Genomic DNA, 20,107 nt, shown 5'->3' with positions numbered 1-20,107 from the left:
ACGGAAATACAACTATTGATGTTATGCTCACCCGTTGATCTATTGAGCTTTAGGATTTATAGTTTAAAAAAACGTGCATTAAGCATGGTGCTGATTCAAATTATAGCATGCTCCTATAATTTGGCTTAAAGATTAATCGCTTCATGATGAGGCAATTACTATAAACGGATATTAATGAAATCAGGTCTATTAAATTTTCTTTCAAAGTTGCGTGGAAGTTATTGGTATATCCCATCGATGATGGCTATAGCAGCTTTATTGCTTTCAATTCTAAGCCTGCGTCTTGACCACTTATTTGTTGTTGATTGGCTGGAAAGCTGGGGTTGGTTTCGTGCTAGCAATCAAGAGGGTGCAAGAACTATTTTATCAACGATTGCCACTTCCATGATCACAGTGGGAGGAGTCACTTTTTCCATAACTATTGTGGCTGTTGCTTTTGCGGGAAGTCAGGTTGGTCCTCGTCTCACGACAAATTTTATGCGTGATAAGGCAAATCAAATTACGTTAGGTACTTTTATTGCTACTTTTTTGTACTGCCTATTTATTTTACTTGCTTTGTTTAATGCTAACAAAAATGGAGTTACCGATACTGACGGATTAGCATTTATTCCTCAAATATCTCTACTTATTGCTATTTTACTAACTATAAGCAGTATCTCTGTTTTAATTTATTTTATTCATCACATCCCTGAAAGTATTAATATATCCAATATTATTGCTCAAGTGGGAGAGGAATTATACCGTCAGGTAACTTGTCAATTTCCAACAAACATTGGGAAAGAAGTTGTTAACAAACTAATCGATATTCCTGTTATCTATGAAAAGCATGTCACCGTTACTGCAACCGATCGGGGCTATATTCGTATTTTAGATGGGCGTTCTCTTCTGGATATTGCAACTAAAAATGATTTGATTATTCAACTGGAAGTTAGGACCGGTGCTTATATCACCGAAGACTTACCCTTACTCACTATTTATTCCTCAAGAAAAATTGAGGATGCAATAAAAAATAAATGTATTGAAACTTTCGCAGTGGGTCATAAACGTAATCAAGAGCAAGACATACTCTTTCTTATCGATGAAATGGTGGAAATTATAGCTCGGGCTTTATCTCCTGGAATTAATGATCCGTTCACGGCAATGAACTGTTTTGACTGGCTTCAGTCAATTTTGCTAAAAATATCAAAAACAAGCCCACCTTCCCCTTACCGGTTCGACAGTGAGAATAAATTACGATTAATTACCAAGCCAATAGTGTTTGATGAGTTTTGTGATTTTGTTTTTATCAGAGTACAACCCTATGTGTGCAAGGACAGAAATGCAACATTTCATATGATGGCAATGATTATTTCCATGTATAAAAATATACTTAATCAAGAGCATAAAGTCATTTTAAGATCTTATGCCACATCCCTTAAAAAGGCAGCAGTTGATAACTTACTTATTGAAGAAGACCGGAAAAAGCTTATCAATTTGTATGAAATGAATTTTAATTAAATAAATTTAATTTTGATCTGCTTTCAGATTTTGTCCCTTATTGGCAAACACGAAAACGGGTTATTAACACCCAATTTTTAGTAACTTTTATATTAAAGTTAGTCTTAAGCAAGAATAGCCAGGGTTACAAAATTTTATTAAATGATCTTTGGGAAACTGCGGAATTTTCGGGGTTGCAGGAACAACCAGTGTCAGCATCATCCCTATGTGAAGCGAGACACAAGACGCCGGAGACTATATTTACCCTGATTAATCAAAAGGTTTTATCCATGAGATCAGAATTGGGGCGCCATTATACCAATCTTTAGATTAAAAAATTCTTATGAGATATACTAAGTTTGCAGGTATTGAGCGATCCATATCCCCCACAAGTTAAGACATTTTTTGTTTACTTGGCTTAAGAAGCAAAACATTGATGACGCTTTTATTCAACCTTGTTCAGGCCATATTAAAAGAGATTCTCTTGAAATATACTCCAAGTTAAGCCTAGCAGATGCACAAGATAAATATACCGATGTAATTGGGGCTTTTCCGATATGAGATTTTAGATTTTAGATTTTAGATTTTGCATCAGGGCGCAAGTTCCGGAGCACTAGGCCTTTTAATGTTAGTTGTTGTATTATGACCCCAGGCCGGGATCCTGGTAAAAAAGGGTCATGGTTAAATTTTAGGCTGTTAATGAATCAATTTATTTTTTAGCGGCCCATTTTTTTAAAATTTTTTAGTGTCATTTCTCAAGTATCCTAGAATAAAGCAGCCACTACAGCAAGCCACATTACAAAGCCATAATAAACACTGACTAAAAAAGCTTTAAAACAGTTTTCAGGAATTCGTTTATTGATCAATTTTTGCTGATATATCAAAATCAATGCCGCTGCGAACCAGCATCCATAAAATCCTAGGTGTGCATTTTGCACTAAAGCCCAGCACAACCATAAGCCATGGAGAAAGAAAAGCAGCATACCAATAATTAGTCGATCGTAATCAGCAAAGTAAATAGCAGTAGATTTCACCCCAATTTTTAAATCATCTTCTTTATCGGTCATTGCATACATCGTGTCATACGCCACTATCCAGGCAAAATTAATCAGAAATAAAATAAAGAATCCGCTATTTAGCGATACATCAGAGGCTACATAAGCCATCGGTATACCCAGGGAAAAAGCCAGGCCCAAAACCATTTGTGGCGCTTTAATATAGCGTTTGCAAAATGGATAGATAGACGTTAGGAATAAGGCAACAACGGCTAAATAAAAACAATTTGGTGGTAGGTTAATTACCACCTCCAAAGCAGAGAAAAGAAGTATAATTAATAATACAAAAGTCTCGGTCAGACCCACCTCACCTGAGGTTAAAGGGCGTAATTTAGTTCGAGCAACATGCTTATCGATGTGTCTGTCTGCTACATCATTTACAACACACCCAGCAGCCCGCATTAATATGGTGCCAATACAAAATAAAAAGAATAGTTTGAAGGGAGGGAAGCCCTCATTAGCAATCCATAAAGCCCAGACTGTAGGATACAAAAGTAAAAGAGTGCCCGCAGGTCTATTAAATCGTAACAGTCGCCAATACGCGTTCCATTTTATCATAGTTTACTCTCTAATTCGGGTAATAAAAGCTCAGCCAGATAAAAGGACTCCAAATGTTCTAGAGAAAACTCTGCTAATCTAACCCAAATAATACCATCAATAGTATCCCGATTTTTTTTTAGCCAATTGAACTCAATGCAGTGTTTATCAACAGGATAACTTATCATAGCCACTCGGTGTACTTGATGGCTGTCAAAGATTAAATTACGTATTGACTCTTTTTCCAGACGTTTAAAAAACTCAGGATATATTTTATAGCATTTTTGTGGAATTATGGTCCTTGCATACCAATAATCCACCTCCCGATGTTGCATTATGATTTCTCTTTGAAAAATCAGTTCATCATTAACTTGGAGAAGATAAGTATCCCACCAGGTAGGCTTTATCCACTGCTGAGATATAAGCTCTAATTGCGTACTCCCTTTTAGTGCCTGTAATTTATCAGTCAATGAATGATCATATTCCCGCCATTCTTTCAGAGCCTCAGGATATTGGGTTTCAGCAGTAAAGACTGGTTGATTATTTATATACATACAATATATTTTAACTTAAATATGATTCATAAGAATACTACAAAATAAGCATCTCATGAATATGGTAGTCACTATTATTCAACTCCAACAAGAAACAAATTAGCTCCGTTTTTAAGTACTATCCAATGGTCAGTTTTATAAAATAACTAGATACAGATCATAATCGAATCCGTCATGTCTGTTGGTAATTATTCGCCTCGCTTAGTACTTCATGGGGAATTACCCTCATTTAATCAAATGATTTAATCTTAATTCGTCCAAGTTTATTTAGGATGATGACTACACGTTCTTTAGTGTATGTGTTAAACAACTCAAATTGACCGTTGCTTATAGCACTAACAGGAGTATTAGATAAAATTATTTTATCAAATGAACTAACACCAGACCAGGTGATACTCCAGTGAGGATGATGCCAATGCCATTGATAAATACGAGCCGATGTATCATCACGTTTATTAGTATATTTGTTCAAGACCATACCTGTTGCCCAATTCAATGATTGGTTCAAGGGAGTAAGGCTTACAGGATGGCCAAGCACAATAGCTTGAATCTTTGCATAGTGTATTGCCATTTTAATTTCATCAACTAAAGTCTGTCGTTCATTTTTGTATGTCAGAAAAGATGCCGAAGTAACGCATAGCAACGTCAGAGCAGCAAGTAGAATCAAAGTAATTAATACTTCAATTAATGCAAGTCCTTTAATCTTCATAACACCACGTGGATTAATACTTTACACCCGCAAATCAGATATTCATGAAACCAAGCTCTTAAGGATATTAAGATCGTTAAATACTTTCTTTTTGAATTGCGGGTTGTTAAGTAAATCTTCAACACTTAAACTCCGAACTACAGGAAAAGTTAAATTCAAATCAATAAATAACTCATTATCATTTAAGCCTAAAACTAACATTGCGCGTGGAGTGCTATTTTCAACCTGAGAATACCAGGGCCTATTTTTATTTTCAACGGAATCTTTAGCCAGAATTTTAATTATTAATAATTCATCATTTTTCAGATTAATATAAGCCATCATGTGGTTTAAAAGAACTTGCGCTTTATGACTTAAATCTGCAGAAACAAGAATTACTAATTTAAAGGGATTTCTGTTTACTTGTTCCGCACTATCCTGAAATTTTAAAGAGTGCTCTTTATTTATCCATGGAACAATTTCCAGTTGATTAAGATAATAAAGGGTTAAATTACTAAACATATTTATATTCTTGCGAAAATTGAAGTATAACCCGAAATTAAAATTCGATCAGTAATAATCAATAACTTGAGAGCCCTTAAGTTTGTGTAGTCATTAGAATGACTTGTGGTTAGTTTTTGATACTTAACTATGAAGCGTATAAATAGTTTCGTGCAATAAATAGTATCAGGCCAAAACTGTATCAGGTTTAATTAAACAGTTGACAATTAGCTTATTAAAGATAGTATTTGTTCGCAAATAAGATTTTTAATGTGAAAAAAAAAGCGTCAATAGTCTGTTGCTTCAGCAAGTTTGTTAATAATGAAATCACTCGACTGCTTTTATGCCTCTCAACATCTTTAAAAGGACTTATTATGAATATTAAATCTTTATTTTTAGCTATTCTTATAGTCGTAGCCAAACAGCCGTATGCGGGTAATTTATACAAACTATCTAACGAATCCCTAAAAATTAATCGTTGTGACTTAGTAGAAACAGGTAATACCTTAGATCTGGCATTAAGCAATGATGGTTATTTTGTTGTTTCTCAGGGCAAAAAAAACAGAGAGCTATTTTTTACCCGATTTGGTCAATTATTTCTCGACATGGATGGCTATATGCGTACCAGTAGAGGCGATTATCTTCTTGGAATTAACAAAAAATCCGATCCAAACAAATTAAGCAAATTAAAAATTTCGACGAATCATTTACCTCCGAAAGCGACTACTAAGGTCAATTTAGTCGTTAACCTCCCTGCAATAGCTTCTGATGGAGATTATGTACAAACCAATGGAACCCTTTATGACTCAATTTCTGCTTCGCATGTATTAACCATTAAATACACGAAAATAAATTTTCAAACTTGGGATGCCCAGGTATTTGTTGATGACATCAAATTAAACAAAGGAAAATTAATCTTTAAACCCTCCGGAGAACTGAGTAATCAGGAAGGGTTATCTCATAATCAATGGCCAACAAATTATGGTCTGAATGATCTAAACATAGATCACTCCAGCAGCACAGCCTATGCAAGTTCTTTTTATGTACAATCCATATCACACAATGGCTATTCTTTGGGCGCTCTGGTGGCTCTAACAATTGATCAGAATGGTGGTATCTTTTTGATGTATGATAATGGCCAACATAAAGAATTAAAAAACCATATAGCCGTAGCTAAGTTTACCAATCCAAACTATTTAGAGTTTGTTACAAATCACTTATATCGACCCACAGCGAAATCTGGTCCGCAAAGACTTCACAGAATGAATAGTCAATATGCCGTTTTAAGCGGTGTTCTCGAACAAGAACCTTGTGTTACAAACAAATAAGAGTTGGTTGGTTTATTTGACCCAACCTTTAACACTCATACAATTCGATATTGAGAAGGTATATACCCGCGATTTAATAGCAAAAAACTATAGATTAAACTCCAAACTCTTCTCCATGTCTCCGTTCGTCAAATCATCGGTATATACCTTATCAATAACTATTTGCATCGGTTCAGCCCTGTTGCGCAAATGAGACAATAAAGTATCGACTGATGCAAGATCGCTGTTGTTAAATAACTTCAAGACTCTTAAGCTCTGTTGCAGTGTTAAATCCCAATTACCATAAAATTCATCTTTAAATAATTCAACACTGCTGTAGAGCAAACTCTGTAAATTCTGAAGAGAATTGTATATGTCCTCAGATGGGGTATCTCTAAGTTCTTTTAATAAATTAATAAAGATATGCATGACAATATTTATTTCATCAACTAAATGAGTTAAATAATCCAAGCAGCGAAGAGGTGACTGGAGCGTTAGTGAATGTCTGGCCGCCTCTAACCTCTTTTTATCCTTATTGCTTTTCACAAATTCCGGAGATATTTTCAAGAATATTGGAAATATAGCCAATAAACGAGAGTGATTTTCTTCATTTATCACGGACTGTTCCCGGAGTATGGTGTTCCCAAAAAAAGTTACGGGGCTGTATTCAACTATAGGGGAGCTTTCAGCAACAGTTGATGTGCTAAAGTAAATTTGCTTTAACTCTGATGATTGTTTCATAAGAGCTGTTCTATTCGGAAGCGGGGATTGATGGATCAGTTTATTAACAATATCAAACCAATGTTTATTTCCTCTATAGCAACAGTATGCGAGCAAATCGCCTAATGAAGTAAACGTAGAGTACATATCCTCTTGGTTTTTATAGGAGTGTTCATCTTGTTTTTTATAACGTACTTCCAAATAACTTTTCGCTGCTTCATACCCATTCTGAATAATTCGAACACGACTTTCCTCCTCTACACTAAATGAGGAGGCTGAAATGTTATCAACATCAACTACGATTGATTGAGCTGCATATTTCCGCAATTTCATTCTATCCTGTTCCCATGCGCTGGCAGGATCCTTAACACCTGTTAATAAACCATATATCCAATTAGCTAAAAAATTCTCCCTATACACACGTTCAATTTCATCTATTGCAGTTCGTTCTGTTCCGTTATCAAACTGTACTGCCAAGACTTTAAGATTATTACCAAACTCCGACTCAAGTAAAGTTGAAAGATCTTCTGGGAAGGCTTCAGTGGGCAGGTTGTTTAAAATGCCACCATCATTGTGTTCTTCACCATCAATGATAGTTCCTCTATAAACGACAGGGAAGCTGGCAGAGGTTTTAACTGCATCACTAACTTCAAATAAAGGTGATTTTGCTAAAGAAAAATACCTTGTTTGTCTTAATTTTTTATTGGTTGCAGTAACTATGAGTTCTTTACCTATGCCACAATCAGGACATTGATTTCTTACAGCATCGAGTGTTGCAAAGGTGATTTTACCTTGAGGATAAGGAATATTGTATTTGGTAACAATTTGTTTTAGTTTAAGAGCAATTGCATAATCCAGAGAGGTCTTTAAGGCGTGTGGATCTGAAAGCCCATTCCTGTCTATATCATAAAAAACCAAATGTTCTTGTCTGAAATGCCTCAATAAATCTTCGATTTCGTCAGCTGAATACCCCAAATAACACAGCAAAGACATGATAGCACCAGCTGAACTTCCTGCGAAGTTGACGGGACGTATATTTGCTTCGCAAAGCGCTTTCCATACTCCAATATGTGCAAATATTTTGCCTCCACCACCGCATAGCACCAGGTTGTTGATTTCTGGTCGTTTTTCCTTTACTAATACCTCATGCGTTGGTTCACGTTGATATATTCGAATAGTTTCATTTTCATAAAGTAATTCGGGAGCACTTGGAGCGACTGTAGCTTTCTTAACTAATAGCTCTTCATCTTGATTTACGAATAATGATGCACACCATTTCCAAAATCGAATATACCAAGGCTTATGACCACTAAATCGTTGTATAATACGATAATCATGCATCTCCTGATGGCGAACTCCAAGATTGGTAACCTCTATTGATTGAGGATGAGGACTTTTGCATACCGATTCATAATTAATATTTTTTAAATCAGTATTCATTAACTGATCAACCAACGCGTTAGTTATAAAAACTCTTTTGGTATTACCCATCGGTTCTTGCTGAGGATCATTGGCTGCTTTATATTTAGTTCCCGTTCGAGGAGCTAAAAATTGATTAAAACCGATTAGACTGCCTTGTTGGCCATGACAGATTTCAATCCCGGTCAATTGGTAATTAAGAGAAAGATTCAAATCTGTTATTTTCCATTGTTCCGAAAATCTATTTTCAAACCAGCTGATCAATCTGCCCCACCAGTTTAAAGCAACTTCAGAAGTAAATCCCCGATATTCATTGATATGAACACCACTCAAAAAAACTGTCTTTTTCTCTTCCTGATGGGATCCAAGGAGCCATTGAATAAACAAGGATTTTTTATGCTCACTCAATCGAGTATAATCAAACATTATCCGTTCTTCATCAAATAAATAACTACCCAAGGTAATTAGATTATCAGGAGACAGATTATTGATTCTTAAACGACCAAGATAAGTGGTTAAAATAATTTTTTTTAAAAGATTTAGATTGTGGGGATAGTTTGTGTCAGATTCCAGAAGCTGACTTATCACATGCTGTGGAGTCATCGCCTCATCCTTAATTGTGCAGATTTTATTACATAAAAATCTAAGTAAGTCATATTTTTACTCAGATAATTACTTACTACCTTAGATATAAGTAACATAAAAAACCCGGAATAAAATAATTCATATAAAATAATGTTCTAAGTTCAATTTTCTTTAATCTAAACTGAAAATATCTCTTTTAGAATCTCGGAAACAACCATGGCAGGATTTGGAGCCTGGGTAATTGGGCGACCAACAACCAAGTAATCACTCCCTTCATTAATCGCTTGCAATGGGGTCATAACGCGTGTTTGGTCGTCCCTTGTATTATTAGATAATCTTATTCCTGGCGTTACTGTTAAAAACTTATTCCCACACTTTTGTTTAATTGTCTGCACCTCATGTGCGGAACTAACCACACCGTCAAGTCCAGCATCTCGTGCAAGTGCTGCCAATAGCTTAACTTGCTCCATTATAGCACAGTTAATTCCTATTTTGGTTAACTCTTTTTCAGAAAAGCTTGTTAAAATTGTAACTGCTATAAGTAAAGGTCTATCTTTGCTATAAACCTCTAAAGCGTTTTTTGCAGCTTCCATCATTTGAATACCACCAAGCGCATGGACATTGATCATCCATACACCCAGATCAGCACAGGCCTTACAAGCTTGAGCTACAGTATTGGGAATATCGTGAAATTTTAAATCCAAAAAAACTTTGAATTGTCTTGCAACCAGAAGTTTTATAAAGTTGCCACCAAAGAGGGTAAACATTTCGTTGCCTATCTTTAATGCACAACTGGAGGGGTCAAGTTTATCTATCAGATTTAAAGCATCATCCTGGTTTTTAAAGTCCAAAGCAACAATTAGCTTCGAAACCATTACACGGTTTCCTCAACTTCAGTCATCAATAAAGCTTTTTTTACAGCAGAAATAACTTTCTGCTGTTCTTCCTCAACCAGATAGGGATGCATAGGTAAACTGATTACATGACGACTGGCTTTTTCTGAATGAGGAAAATCACCAGCTTCATAATTTAAATAACTCATGGCTTTTTGCTGATGCATTGCTACAGGATAATGTATTGCTGTTGGAATTCCGGCAGCGTTCATCTGGTGTTGGAATGACTCTCTATCACTTACTTCAATAGTATATTGTGCATAAACACTCGTATTATGCGGCATAATATAGGGAGTTTTCACTAATGAAGAAAGCAATTCATCATAGCGTTTCGCCACGTGTTGACGCATTTTTATTTCATCGGGAAAAATCTTCATTTTCTCAAGTAAAACAGCGGCTTGAATTGTATCCATTCGCCCGTTAATTCCCACACGACTATGACAATAGCGGGCATTTTGGCCGTGAATTCTGATTTCAATTAATTTTTGAGCTATAGCATCGTCATTTGTAAAACAAGCTCCCGAATCCCCATACCCTCCCAAGGGTTTGGAGGGGAAGAAACTGGTACATCCAATATTTGATAACGAACAGGAATACTTTCCATTATAAGTGGCACCAAAACTTTGGGCTGCATCTTCAATAACAGGAATACCATGTTTAGCTGCAATAGCATTAATAATATCATGCTCAGCACATTGACCGTATAACCCTACTGGTATAATTGCTTTTGTTTTAGCAGTAATCGCACTCTCTAGTTTCTGAGGGTCTATATTATAGGTCAGGGGATCAATATCAACAAAAACCGGCCTTGCGGAACACAGACTAATCACCTCAGCTGTAGCAAAGAAGCTAAATGGACTTGTAATCACCTCATCCCCAGGTTGAATATCTAATGCCATTAAAGCCATTAGTAAAGCATCTGTTCCACTGGAATTGACAATAGCATGTTTGACTCCAACGAAGGAGGCTAATCGCCTTTCAAGCTCACTGATTTCGGGACCCATAATATATTGTCCATGGTCCAATACTTTTTTAATGCTATTGAGAACGTTTTTTTCTATTAAAGAATATTGTGTTTTTAAGTCAATAAATTGCATTATAATCTCATAAAATAGTATATAAATGGTCCATTTGTAATTTAGTCCCCTTCTAAACCATGAATGGGTTTCATTCTGCCCCATTGCTTACAACTAGGACAGTGCCAATGTAAATGTTTACCGCCAAAGCCACAATGTCCACATCTATAAACTGGCTTATTGTCTAAAAATTTACTTGTAATATCATAAAGCATTTGTAATTTATCACGAACTTTTCCATGAGCTGATTCAAGATGCCAATAAATAAGCCGATTTAATCCTCTGATTGAAGGATGTTTACTTAGCTTTTCTGCTACAAAATCTATAGCAGCATCCATACTCCTATTTTGGCGCAAATACTCGGCAATAACAAAAATCACTGAAGCGCGAGGATGATCGGGTAATGTTTGCTCAAGATAATGAATGCAATCAGGCATTAAATCAAGTTCTTTATGGCAAAAGACCAGAGGCTCAATTATTTCAGATAAAAACTCTGCATCTTGCTCTGGAACTCGTTTTAAGGAACGAATTGCTTGTTTATATCGCCCCTCTTTCATTTCTATGCTTGCATTCATTAAACTTGCTCGGACTGATCCAGCATCTACATTCATTGCTTGTTTAATACAATAAACTGCTCTATCAATCACATTTACTTTAAGTGCCTGACTTGCCATTTCACAATAATAGTGAGCCGCTTGATGATGAAGACTGGTACCAGTAGAAATTTCCAGCTTTTTTATCACATCCAATGCTTTTTCCCATGCTTTTTCTTGCTGATAGATTGCCAATAATCCTTGAAGACTGCTGGTCTCTTTGCTTCCACCTAACTCTACAACTTCTAAAAAAATACGTTCAGCCCGATCAAAAACACCAGCCCCCATATAATCCTGGCCCAGGGCCATTAAAGCTTCTTTTCTCTGTAGTATGCTTAATTGAGGCCTGGCAATTAAATTTTGATGGATACGGATAGCTCGGTCTACTTCTCCCCGACGTCTGAACAAACTACCTAAAGCAAGATGCGTTTCTACTGTATCGCTATCTACTTCAAGTAATTTAATAAAAATATCTACTGCTTTATCAGATTGTTCATTTAATAAATAATTAAGTCCTACAACATATTCACGTGATAACCGATTGTATACATTAGGATCTTTATCAGAATTGCTTCGATTTGCCATCCACCATCCTGACCAAGCGGCAGCAGGCAACAATAGTGGCCATAAATCAATCATTTATTAATTTCCTTTCTGCATATTGGGTTCCTACATAATAAAAGTATTAATGCTGATCCTGCAAAGGAATTGAGCGTAAATTTTTGATTTCTCTTTCTGTGAGTTTTAATTGGCTTTTCATTCTACGATATTCAATTTTTAAACGCCAATATCGTCCAATAAAAAGTATAAACCCGATAAAAATGCCAACGCCAAGCATAATAGTCATGAGAACAGATATAGGCATGGATAATGTTTTAAAATAAAAATTAACTTGTACTGATGATGCATTTAAAGCAGCAAAACTAACGCCAATGATAATAAGCACTATATATATAACCAGCATCAATATGCGCATTTAGTATTCCTTCCCTCATTACACGAATGAATCATCATACCATGATCACTCTAAATAAGTCAGATACAATAGCTCTAAATAAAGTCCGATATAAGCGCTCTAATTAGCCAACCAAGAAAAATAGAGTAACCTGGAGTTTCCACGTGCTGTTTAAAAATCATAGAGTTTATAAAAAGTTTCAAACTCTGTATTAATAGTTCTAGAAACTCTATTCACATGATATAAAAAAAGCGTAGATCTCTCTACGCTTTCTAAGTTTTTAGCAGTAAAAATATTACTCGCCTTCTTTACTAGCCATTTTTTCTTTCAATAAATCGCCCAGAGTAGTTGCAGTACCTTCGGTTCTGGAATATTTTTTGATGGCATCAGCTTCATCTTGCGCGTCTTTCGCTTTAACTGAAAGAGTTATTGAACGGTTTTTTCGATCAACATTCATGATTTTAGCTTCAATCTCATCACCTTCTTTAACTAAGGTAGTAGCATCTTCAACGCGCTCATCGGATAATTCACTAGCACGAATAGTACCGGTAATATCATCTGCCAATGCTACAGTAACTGTTTTTGCATCTACAGCTGTTACTTTACCTTTAACTATTGCGCCTTTAGTGTACTCATCAACAAAACTTGTAAAGTTGTCACCTTCAAGTTGTTTTAATCCTAACGAAATACGTTCACGCTCCGGGTCTATTGCTAGAATAACAGCTTCTAACTCTTGACCTTTCTTAAATTGTTTCACCGCTTCTTCGCCAGCAACAGTCCAGGAAATATCAGATAAATGAACAAGCCCATCAATCTCACCATCAAGACCAATGAAGATTCCAAAATCAGTAATAGAACGTATTTTACCACTGACTTTTTGACCTTTTGCATGTGCTGAAGCAAATTGTTGCCATGGGTTGCCTACACATTGTTTCATACCTAAAGAGATACGACGTCTGTCTTCATCAATTTCAAGAACCATTACGTCAACTAAATCACCCATAGATACTACTTTACTTGGATGAACGTTTTTATTCGTCCAATCCATTTCAGACATGTGAACCAGACCTTCCACACCTTCCTCAATTTCTACAAAGCAGCCATAATCTGTAATATTAGTTACTTTGCCTTGTAATCTCTTGCTTATGGGATATCTTTCAACTAAATCTACCCAAGGATCATTTCCTAATTGTTTCATACCCAAAGAAACCCTGTTTCTTTCACTATCAAAACTTAGCACTTTAACTTTAACATCCTGACCAACTGATAATAATTCACTTGGATGTTTCACGCGTTTCCAGGAAATATCGGTAATATGCAGCAGACCGTCAATGCCACCTAAATCAATAAATGCACCGTAATCGGTAAGATTTTTAACAATACCATGAAGCTCTTGGCCATCATGTAAGGACTCAAGTAATGCTTGTCTGTCAGCACTGCTTTCCTCTTCAACAACTGCACGTCGAGATACAACAATGTTGTTTCGCTTTAGATCCATTTTGATTACTTTAAACTCAAGTTCTTTACCTTCAAGGTAAGATGGATCTCTCACAGGTCTCACATCGACTAATGAGCCAGGTAAAAATGCGCGTATGGTACCAATTTCAACTGTAAAGCCACCTTTGACTTTACCGGAAATAAGACCAGTAACTGTTTCATTATTTTCATGTGATTTGGATAATTTGCGCCATGCTTCCTGACGCTTGGCTTTTTCTCTTGAAAGCAGCGTTTCGCCGTGACCATCTTCAACTGAATCTAATGCCACTTCGACAGTATCACCCAGGCTAATTTCCAGGCCGCCATCTTTATCATAGAATTCTTCTACGGGAACAATACCTTCTGATTTTAAGCCGGCATTTAAAGTGACATAGTCATCATCTATACCTATAACTTTAGCAGAAATAATGGCACCAGGATAAAATTGAGCGCCGATAATACTTTGCTCAAATAGTTCTTTGAAACTTTCAGACATGTTAGTAAACTCTTTAGTAAAAAAATGAAAGAATGAGTCCTACTCATCTTTCCCCAAAAACTATTAACTTCTCAAGCGTTCATCTAGTAATTTTAATACACTATTGAACACTTGTACAATTGATAGTCCAGTTGTATCAAGCTGTACTGCATCTTGAGCTGGTTTAAGTGGTGCGTGTGTGCGTGCAGTATCCCTTGTATCACGTTTAGCCAGTTCTTCTACAACCTGCGCGAGGCTAACATTATTTTCTTTTTCTTTCAACTGTAAAAAACGTCTATTTGCTCTTTCCTCTTCATTTGCATAGAGAAAAAGCTTTAAAAATGCATCGGGAAATACCACAGTCCCCATATCACGGCCGTCAGTAACCAGCCCAGGATATTTAGCAAAACCGCGTTGTCGTTCTAGCAAGGCTTGTCTTACTTCAGGAAACACTGCAATTTGGGATGCATCTTGACCGCATTGTTCACTGCGGATTTGCTTTGTAATAACGGTATCATTAAGCACAATCCTGGAATCAGTCTCTTCGGTTGTTTCAAAACGTAAATTTAAAGTAAATGCCAACTGAGCCAGTTTATCAATTTCATTTGCCTCTATTCCATTTATTCTTGCTGCATAGGCCAAGACACGATAAATCGCGCCACTATCAAGCATATTCCAATGAAGATGTTTGGCCAATAAGTTACATATAGTACCTTTACCGGTCCCGCTTGGTCCATCCAGAGTAATGACGGGTACATGTTTGTCATACATTATCAATTAATTCCTCTATTTGAAAGTGAAGCGCATTTGCAGTAGTTACAAAAGCAGGGAATGATGTAGTCACGTTAGCGCAATTTTTGATAGTAACAGGCTCAGTGGATACAGCACCCGCAATAGCAAAAGACATCGCTATGCGATGATCGCCTCTACTGTCAACTATTCCTCCGTGCATTGCTCCTCCTGTTATTGAAATTCCATCTTCAAATCCTTTTGCTTTTATGCCCAATTTTACCAATCCTTCGACCATAGCTCCGATACGATCACTTTCTTTTAGACGAAGCTCTTTAGCTCCTTTAAGGGTTGTTTGACCATCAGCACATGCCGCAGCTATAAATATTACAGGGAATTCATCAATTGCCAGTGGAACCATTGAAGAATGAATATCAACTCCATTCAACGGTGAATAGTTAACTTGCAAATCAGCAACCCACTCCTCACCATATTGACGCTGATTTAAAATTGTAATGTCAGCACCCATTTCCGTTAATATATGAATAATACCTGTGCGTGTTGGATTTATCCCCACACTCCGTATTAAGATACTAGAGCCTGGAATAATCGCAGCAGCAACAATAAAAAAAGCAGCCGAAGAAATATCTCCTGGTATGTTTATATTGGTTCCCTGACACTCGCCATCAGCATTAATTTCTATTGAACGTCCCGATTGATGAATGGGATAAGCGAATGTTTTTAACATCAGTTCCGTATGATCACGACTCACAACGGTTTCTGTTATCCTGGTTTTTCCCTTTGCATAAAGTCCAGCTAATAAAATGCACGATTTTACTTGCGCACTGGCTTCAGGCATTACGTAATCTATAGCTATTAACTCTTGACCACCTTTGATAATAATAGGTGGTTTTCCTTCATAAGTAGAAATATCTGCACCCATTTGAGTTAATGGCCTACTTACTCGCAGCATGGGTCTCTTTAAAAGACTTTCATCTCCAGTTAATTGACTATCAAATTGCTGAGCAGAAAGCAAACCGGCAAGCAAGCGCATACTCGTTCCAGAGTTCCCACAATCAATGGTTCGGGCAGGTTTTTCTAAACCATGTTTACCCACCCCATGAATCACTAACTTATGATTGGCAGGATCTTCTATGGGCACACCCATTGTTTTAAATGCAGCAAGAGTAGCCATGCAATCATCACCATCAAGAAAACCATTAATAACTGTGGTCCCCTTTGCCAAAGCACCAAATATAACAGAACGATGAGAAATGGATTTATCACCGGGCACAGTGAAATCACCAGTAATAGAGTGGACTGGATGACTTAGAAAATTAAGTAGACTCACTAACTGTTTTCCTTCGCGAATTGAGACATAAAACTAATCAGGGCATCAACTCCATCCATTGGCATTGCATTATACAGACTGGCACGAATACCTCCGACATTTCGATGTCCTTTCAACGCATAAAGTCCCTTTTTTTCAGCGAATGCAATGAATTTTTCTTCTAGAACGGTATTTTTAAGCCCGAAACAAACATTCATCAAAGAACGAGCATCTTTTGCAACATGGGTCAGATAAAAATCTGTTGAATCAAGGTATTGATATAATTTAGCAGCTTTTAAACAGTTTTGCTGAAATAAAGCATCGACACCACCCTGAGATTTAATCCAATCAAACATTTTATCGGCTAAATAGCAATTAAATACTGGAGAGGTTGCATAGAGCGAATGATGCTCAGCCTGAGTTCTATAATCCAGCATCGTGGGCACTGGCGGTTCTGGTAATTTTTCCAGTAAATCCTCACGAACAATTACAACTGTTAAACCTGAGTTGGCAATGTTTTTTTGAGCACCTGCAAAGATTAATCCATACTGCTTGATATCTATAGGTTCACTCAAAAAACAAGAGGTCATATCAGCAATCAGAGGAAGATCCCCAGTTTTGGGCACATAAGGAAATCTAACACCGTTTACTGTTTCATTGGGGGTATAATAAACATATCTAGTATTGTTTTTTACTAACCAATTTCCCTGGGCGGGTATTGATTTAAAACCATCATTATCTTCATTTACTAAACAATAGGCTTTTTTAAGGTGTTGTGCCTCCTGAAATGCCATCTGGGACCAAATACCAGTAATGATATACCCTGCTTCTTCCTGAGGGGATAAAAAATTCATGGGAATCATAGCGAACTGTGTTCGAGCAGCACCACCTAAAAATAAAACATGATAGTTTTCGGGAATGGTTAATAATGCTCTGAGAGATTGCTCTGCATGCTTTAAAAGCCCAGAAAACTCTGGGGTTCGATGGCCAAGCTCGAGAATTGACACACCCATATCTTGCCAATTGAGAAGCTCTTCCTGAGCCTCTTTAAGAATAGGCTCAGGAAGCATTGCAGGACCTGCACCGAAATTATAGATCCTTGTTTTCGTCATTACTCGTTTCCCTTTCTGATAAACTCCCTTCTGAATCTACAGAATCATCTGACTCCTCCGATTCATCACCCAAATCCTCAATTTTCTGCATTCCAACAACATGCTCGCCAGGGCTGACGTTGATCAGGCGAACTCCTTGAGTGTTTCTGCCAATAATAGATAACTCACTAACTTTGAATCGAACTAAAGTGCCCTTATCAGTAATTAACATCGCTTCATCACTATCAGTGACTTGTAACGATCTAACCACTTTACCATTACGTTCTGTTACCTGAATGGAAATTACCCCTTGGCCGCCTCGTCCTGAAACACGATACTCATCTATCTCAGTACGTTTACCGTATCCATTTTCAGTAGCAGTAAGAATGGTGCCGTTAGGATGAACTACGACTAATGATTTAACCGCCTGATTTTCTTCTATTCTGATTCCTCGCACGCCCCGAGCTGTCCGTCCCATAGGTCGTACTTTACTTTCATCAAAACGAATCACTTTTCCGGCATCAGTAAACAACATAATGTCTCTTTTTCCATCGGTAATATCAACGCCGACCAAACTATCATCCTCATCCAGATCTACTGCAATAATTCCATTTGAACGCGGCCTGCTAAAGGCGTTTAATGATACTTTTTTAACCGTTCCTTTCTTAGTAGCCATGAATACATAAAAATCTTCTTTATATTCACGCACTGGAAGCATGGCATTAATTTCCTCGCCCTCAGCAAGAGGAAGTATGTTGATAATTGGTCTACCGCGCGAAATACGGCTAGCTAAAGGAAGTTGGTACGCTTTTAACCAATATAGCTTTCCATGATTTGAGAAACAAAGTAAGGTATCATGTGTACTGGCAATAACTAAGCGTTCAACAAAATCCTCATCTTTAACATGAGTTGCTGATTTACCTTTTCCACCCCGCCGTTGTGCCTGGTAAGCTGTAATTGGTTGATATTTAACATACCCCTGATGAGACAGTGTAACGACAACATCTTCTTCCGTGATTAAATCCTCGATTGTAAGATCTTCTTGTGATGCAGTTATTTCAGTACGTCGCTCATCGCCAAATTGGGTTTTTATCTCTAATAACTCTTCACGAATAACTTGCATGAGTCTTTCGGGAGAGGCAAGTATATCTAACAGCTCTTTTATAATGAGCAACAACTCCTCAAATTCCTTAATGATCTTATCTTGTTCCAAGGCAGTTAAGCGATGAAGTCTCAACTCCAGGATTGCCTGGGCTTGAGCCACAGATAATCGGTATCCGTCAGTCCCCATACCAAATTCGGGAGTTAAATCATCTGGCCGGGACGCATTGCTGCCCGCTTGCTCTAACATTGCCTTAACCAAACCAGGTTGCCATGATTTGGCTAATAATGCTTCTTTTGCATCCTGAGGTGTTGGGGATTGTTTAATCAGAGCAATCATCTCGTCAATATTGGCAAGAGCAATTCCCAAGCCCTCTAACAAGTGAGCACGCGCTCTGGCTTTTTTCAATTCAAATATAGTTCGTCTGGTCACTACTTCACGTCTATGCTTAATGAAGTACTCCAGAATTTGTTTCAAATTCAAAGTGCGAGGCTGACCATCAACCAGCGCAACCATATTAATCCCAAATACATTTTGCATTTGAGTGTGGGCATACAAATTATTTAAAATAACATCGGCAACTTCGTTGCGTTTTAATTCGATGACCACTCGCATACCTTGTTTATCAGACTCATCTCTAAGCCCGGAAATACCTTCAATTTTCTTATCCCGAACCAATTCTGCGATACGCTCAACCAAACGCGCTTTATTAACCTGATAGGGCAATTCATGAATAATAATAGCCTGACGACCAGAGTGAGCATCGGTTTCTATTTCAGTTCTGGCACGAATCACTACCCGCCCTTTTCCAGTGCGGTAACCTTGAATAATCCCAGCCCTGCCGTTAATAATAGCGGCTGTAGGAAAATCGGGACCTGGAATAATTTCCATAAGATCATCAAGACTGGTCTCAGGCTCATCTACAAGAGCAATACATGCATTAATGACTTCAGTGAGGTTATGCGGCGGAATATTGGTTGCCATACCTACGGCTATGCCTGAAGATCCATTAACTAATAAATTAGGCACTCTGGAGGGTAGAACAATCGGAGCAAATTCAGTTTCATCATAGTTAGGAGTAAAATCTACAGTTTCTTTTTCTAAATCGGCTAATAAAGCATGCGCCACTTTAGACATTCTTACTTCAGTATATCTCATTGCTGCAGGGGCATCTCCATCGACAGAACCAAAGTTCCCCTGACCATCAACCAAAAGATAGCGTAAGGAAAAAGGTTGAGCCATACGGACTATAGTATCGTATACTGCTGTATCACCATGAGGATGGTATTTACCAATTACATCCCCTACCACACGCGCAGATTTTTTATAAGGTTTATTCCAATCATTACCCAATTCACTCATCGCAAAAAGCACGCGCCTGTGTACTGGCTTTAATCCATCGCGAACATCAGGTAGTGCCCTACCTACGATTACACTCATTGCGTAATCTAAATAGGATTGCTTTAACTCATCTTCGATGTTAACTGGCAAGACTTCTTTGGCTAAATAAACCATGATTTGGACGTATCCTTTTTCAATGATTAA

The 20,107-nt window shown here is 37.3% G+C and carries 16 protein-coding genes; 2 read left to right on the top strand and 14 right to left on the bottom strand.

Annotated features, from left to right (window positions below):
- Positions 1–174 precede the first annotated feature (174 nt).
- Positions 175–1,497, top strand: a complete 1,323-nt coding sequence (locus HRS36_RS08685; protein WP_173237009.1) for a DUF2254 domain-containing protein — start codon at positions 175–177, stop codon at positions 1,495–1,497.
- Between the two features lie 743 nt (positions 1,498–2,240).
- Here the strand turns inward: HRS36_RS08685 and ubiA are convergent.
- From ubiA to HRS36_RS08665, 4 genes are all read right to left on the bottom strand, one after another.
- A complete protein-coding gene (ubiA, locus tag HRS36_RS08680; protein WP_173237008.1) occupies positions 2,241–3,089 on the bottom strand; it encodes a 4-hydroxybenzoate octaprenyltransferase in 849 nt (282 codons plus the stop codon).
- Positions 3,086–3,622: a chorismate--pyruvate lyase family protein gene (locus HRS36_RS08675; protein WP_173237007.1), complete on the bottom strand. Its 537-nt coding sequence runs from the start codon at positions 3,620–3,622 to the stop codon at positions 3,086–3,088. Before HRS36_RS08675 ends, ubiA begins: the two co-directional genes overlap by 4 nt.
- Before the next feature lie 229 nt (positions 3,623–3,851).
- Positions 3,852–4,331 carry a GspH/FimT family protein gene (locus tag HRS36_RS08670; protein WP_173237006.1) on the bottom strand — a complete coding sequence of 160 codons (480 nt, stop codon included), beginning with the start codon at positions 4,329–4,331 and terminating at the stop codon, positions 3,852–3,854.
- Positions 4,332–4,373: 42 nt separating this feature from the next.
- Positions 4,374–4,832 carry a hypothetical protein gene (locus HRS36_RS08665; RefSeq protein ID WP_173237005.1) on the bottom strand — a complete coding sequence of 153 codons (459 nt, stop codon included), beginning with the start codon at positions 4,830–4,832 and terminating at the stop codon, positions 4,374–4,376.
- Positions 4,833–5,185: 353 nt separating this feature from the next.
- Here HRS36_RS08665 and HRS36_RS08660 point away from each other — a divergent pair, with 353 nt between their 5' ends.
- Positions 5,186–6,139, top strand: a complete 954-nt coding sequence (locus HRS36_RS08660; protein WP_173237004.1) for a flagellar hook-basal body complex protein — start codon at positions 5,186–5,188, stop codon at positions 6,137–6,139.
- A gap of 87 nt (positions 6,140–6,226) precedes the next feature.
- Here the strand turns inward: HRS36_RS08660 and vpdC are convergent, their stop codons facing one another.
- The 10 genes from vpdC to gyrA all read right to left on the bottom strand — a co-directional run bounded on the left by vpdC (position 6,227) and on the right by gyrA (position 20,077).
- The gene (gene vpdC, locus HRS36_RS08655) at positions 6,227–8,860 is read right to left on the bottom strand and encodes a Dot/Icm T4SS effector VpdC (protein WP_173237003.1); all 2,634 of its coding nucleotides are present in this window, start codon (positions 8,858–8,860) and stop codon (positions 6,227–6,229) included.
- A gap of 158 nt (positions 8,861–9,018) precedes the next feature.
- Entirely contained in the window at positions 9,019–9,717 is a 699-nt protein-coding gene (pyrF, locus tag HRS36_RS08650) for an orotidine-5'-phosphate decarboxylase (RefSeq protein ID WP_173237002.1), read from the bottom strand.
- Positions 9,717–10,832: a DegT/DnrJ/EryC1/StrS family aminotransferase gene (locus tag HRS36_RS08645; RefSeq protein WP_173237001.1), complete on the bottom strand. Its 1,116-nt coding sequence runs from the start codon at positions 10,830–10,832 to the stop codon at positions 9,717–9,719. The genes pyrF and HRS36_RS08645 overlap by 1 nt, the downstream gene beginning before the upstream one ends.
- A gap of 41 nt (positions 10,833–10,873) precedes the next feature.
- Entirely contained in the window at positions 10,874–12,043 is a 1,170-nt protein-coding gene (lapB, locus tag HRS36_RS08640; RefSeq protein WP_173237000.1) for a lipopolysaccharide assembly protein LapB, read from the bottom strand.
- A gap of 46 nt (positions 12,044–12,089) precedes the next feature.
- On the bottom strand, positions 12,090–12,380 hold the full coding sequence (locus tag HRS36_RS08635) for a lipopolysaccharide assembly protein LapA domain-containing protein (protein ID WP_173236999.1): 291 nt from the start codon (positions 12,378–12,380) through the stop codon (positions 12,090–12,092).
- Between the two features lie 274 nt (positions 12,381–12,654).
- Entirely contained in the window at positions 12,655–14,331 is a 1,677-nt protein-coding gene (gene rpsA, locus HRS36_RS08630) for a 30S ribosomal protein S1 (protein ID WP_173236998.1), read from the bottom strand.
- 63 nt (positions 14,332–14,394) lie between these two features.
- Positions 14,395–15,081 carry a (d)CMP kinase gene (gene cmk, locus HRS36_RS08625; protein ID WP_173236997.1) on the bottom strand — a complete coding sequence of 229 codons (687 nt, stop codon included), beginning with the start codon at positions 15,079–15,081 and terminating at the stop codon, positions 14,395–14,397.
- A complete protein-coding gene (gene aroA / locus HRS36_RS08620; RefSeq protein WP_173236996.1) occupies positions 15,074–16,390 on the bottom strand; it encodes a 3-phosphoshikimate 1-carboxyvinyltransferase in 1,317 nt (438 codons plus the stop codon). Before aroA ends, cmk begins: the two co-directional genes overlap by 8 nt.
- Positions 16,390–17,481: a 3-phosphoserine/phosphohydroxythreonine transaminase gene (gene serC / locus HRS36_RS08615; RefSeq protein WP_173236995.1), complete on the bottom strand. Its 1,092-nt coding sequence runs from the start codon at positions 17,479–17,481 to the stop codon at positions 16,390–16,392. Before serC ends, aroA begins: the two co-directional genes overlap by 1 nt.
- Positions 17,459–20,077, bottom strand: coding sequence for a DNA gyrase subunit A (gyrA, locus tag HRS36_RS08610; protein WP_173236994.1), 2,619 nt, complete (start codon positions 20,075–20,077; stop codon positions 17,459–17,461). The genes serC and gyrA overlap by 23 nt, the downstream gene beginning before the upstream one ends.
- Positions 20,078–20,107 lie beyond the last annotated feature (30 nt).

It is taken from the genome of Legionella antarctica (assembly GCF_011764505.1).
GTDB classification, from domain to species: Bacteria; Pseudomonadota; Gammaproteobacteria; order Legionellales; family Legionellaceae; genus Legionella; species Legionella antarctica.
The sequence above is the reverse complement of the archived record's forward strand: the minus strand, read 5'-3'. Positions and strand labels throughout refer to the sequence as shown.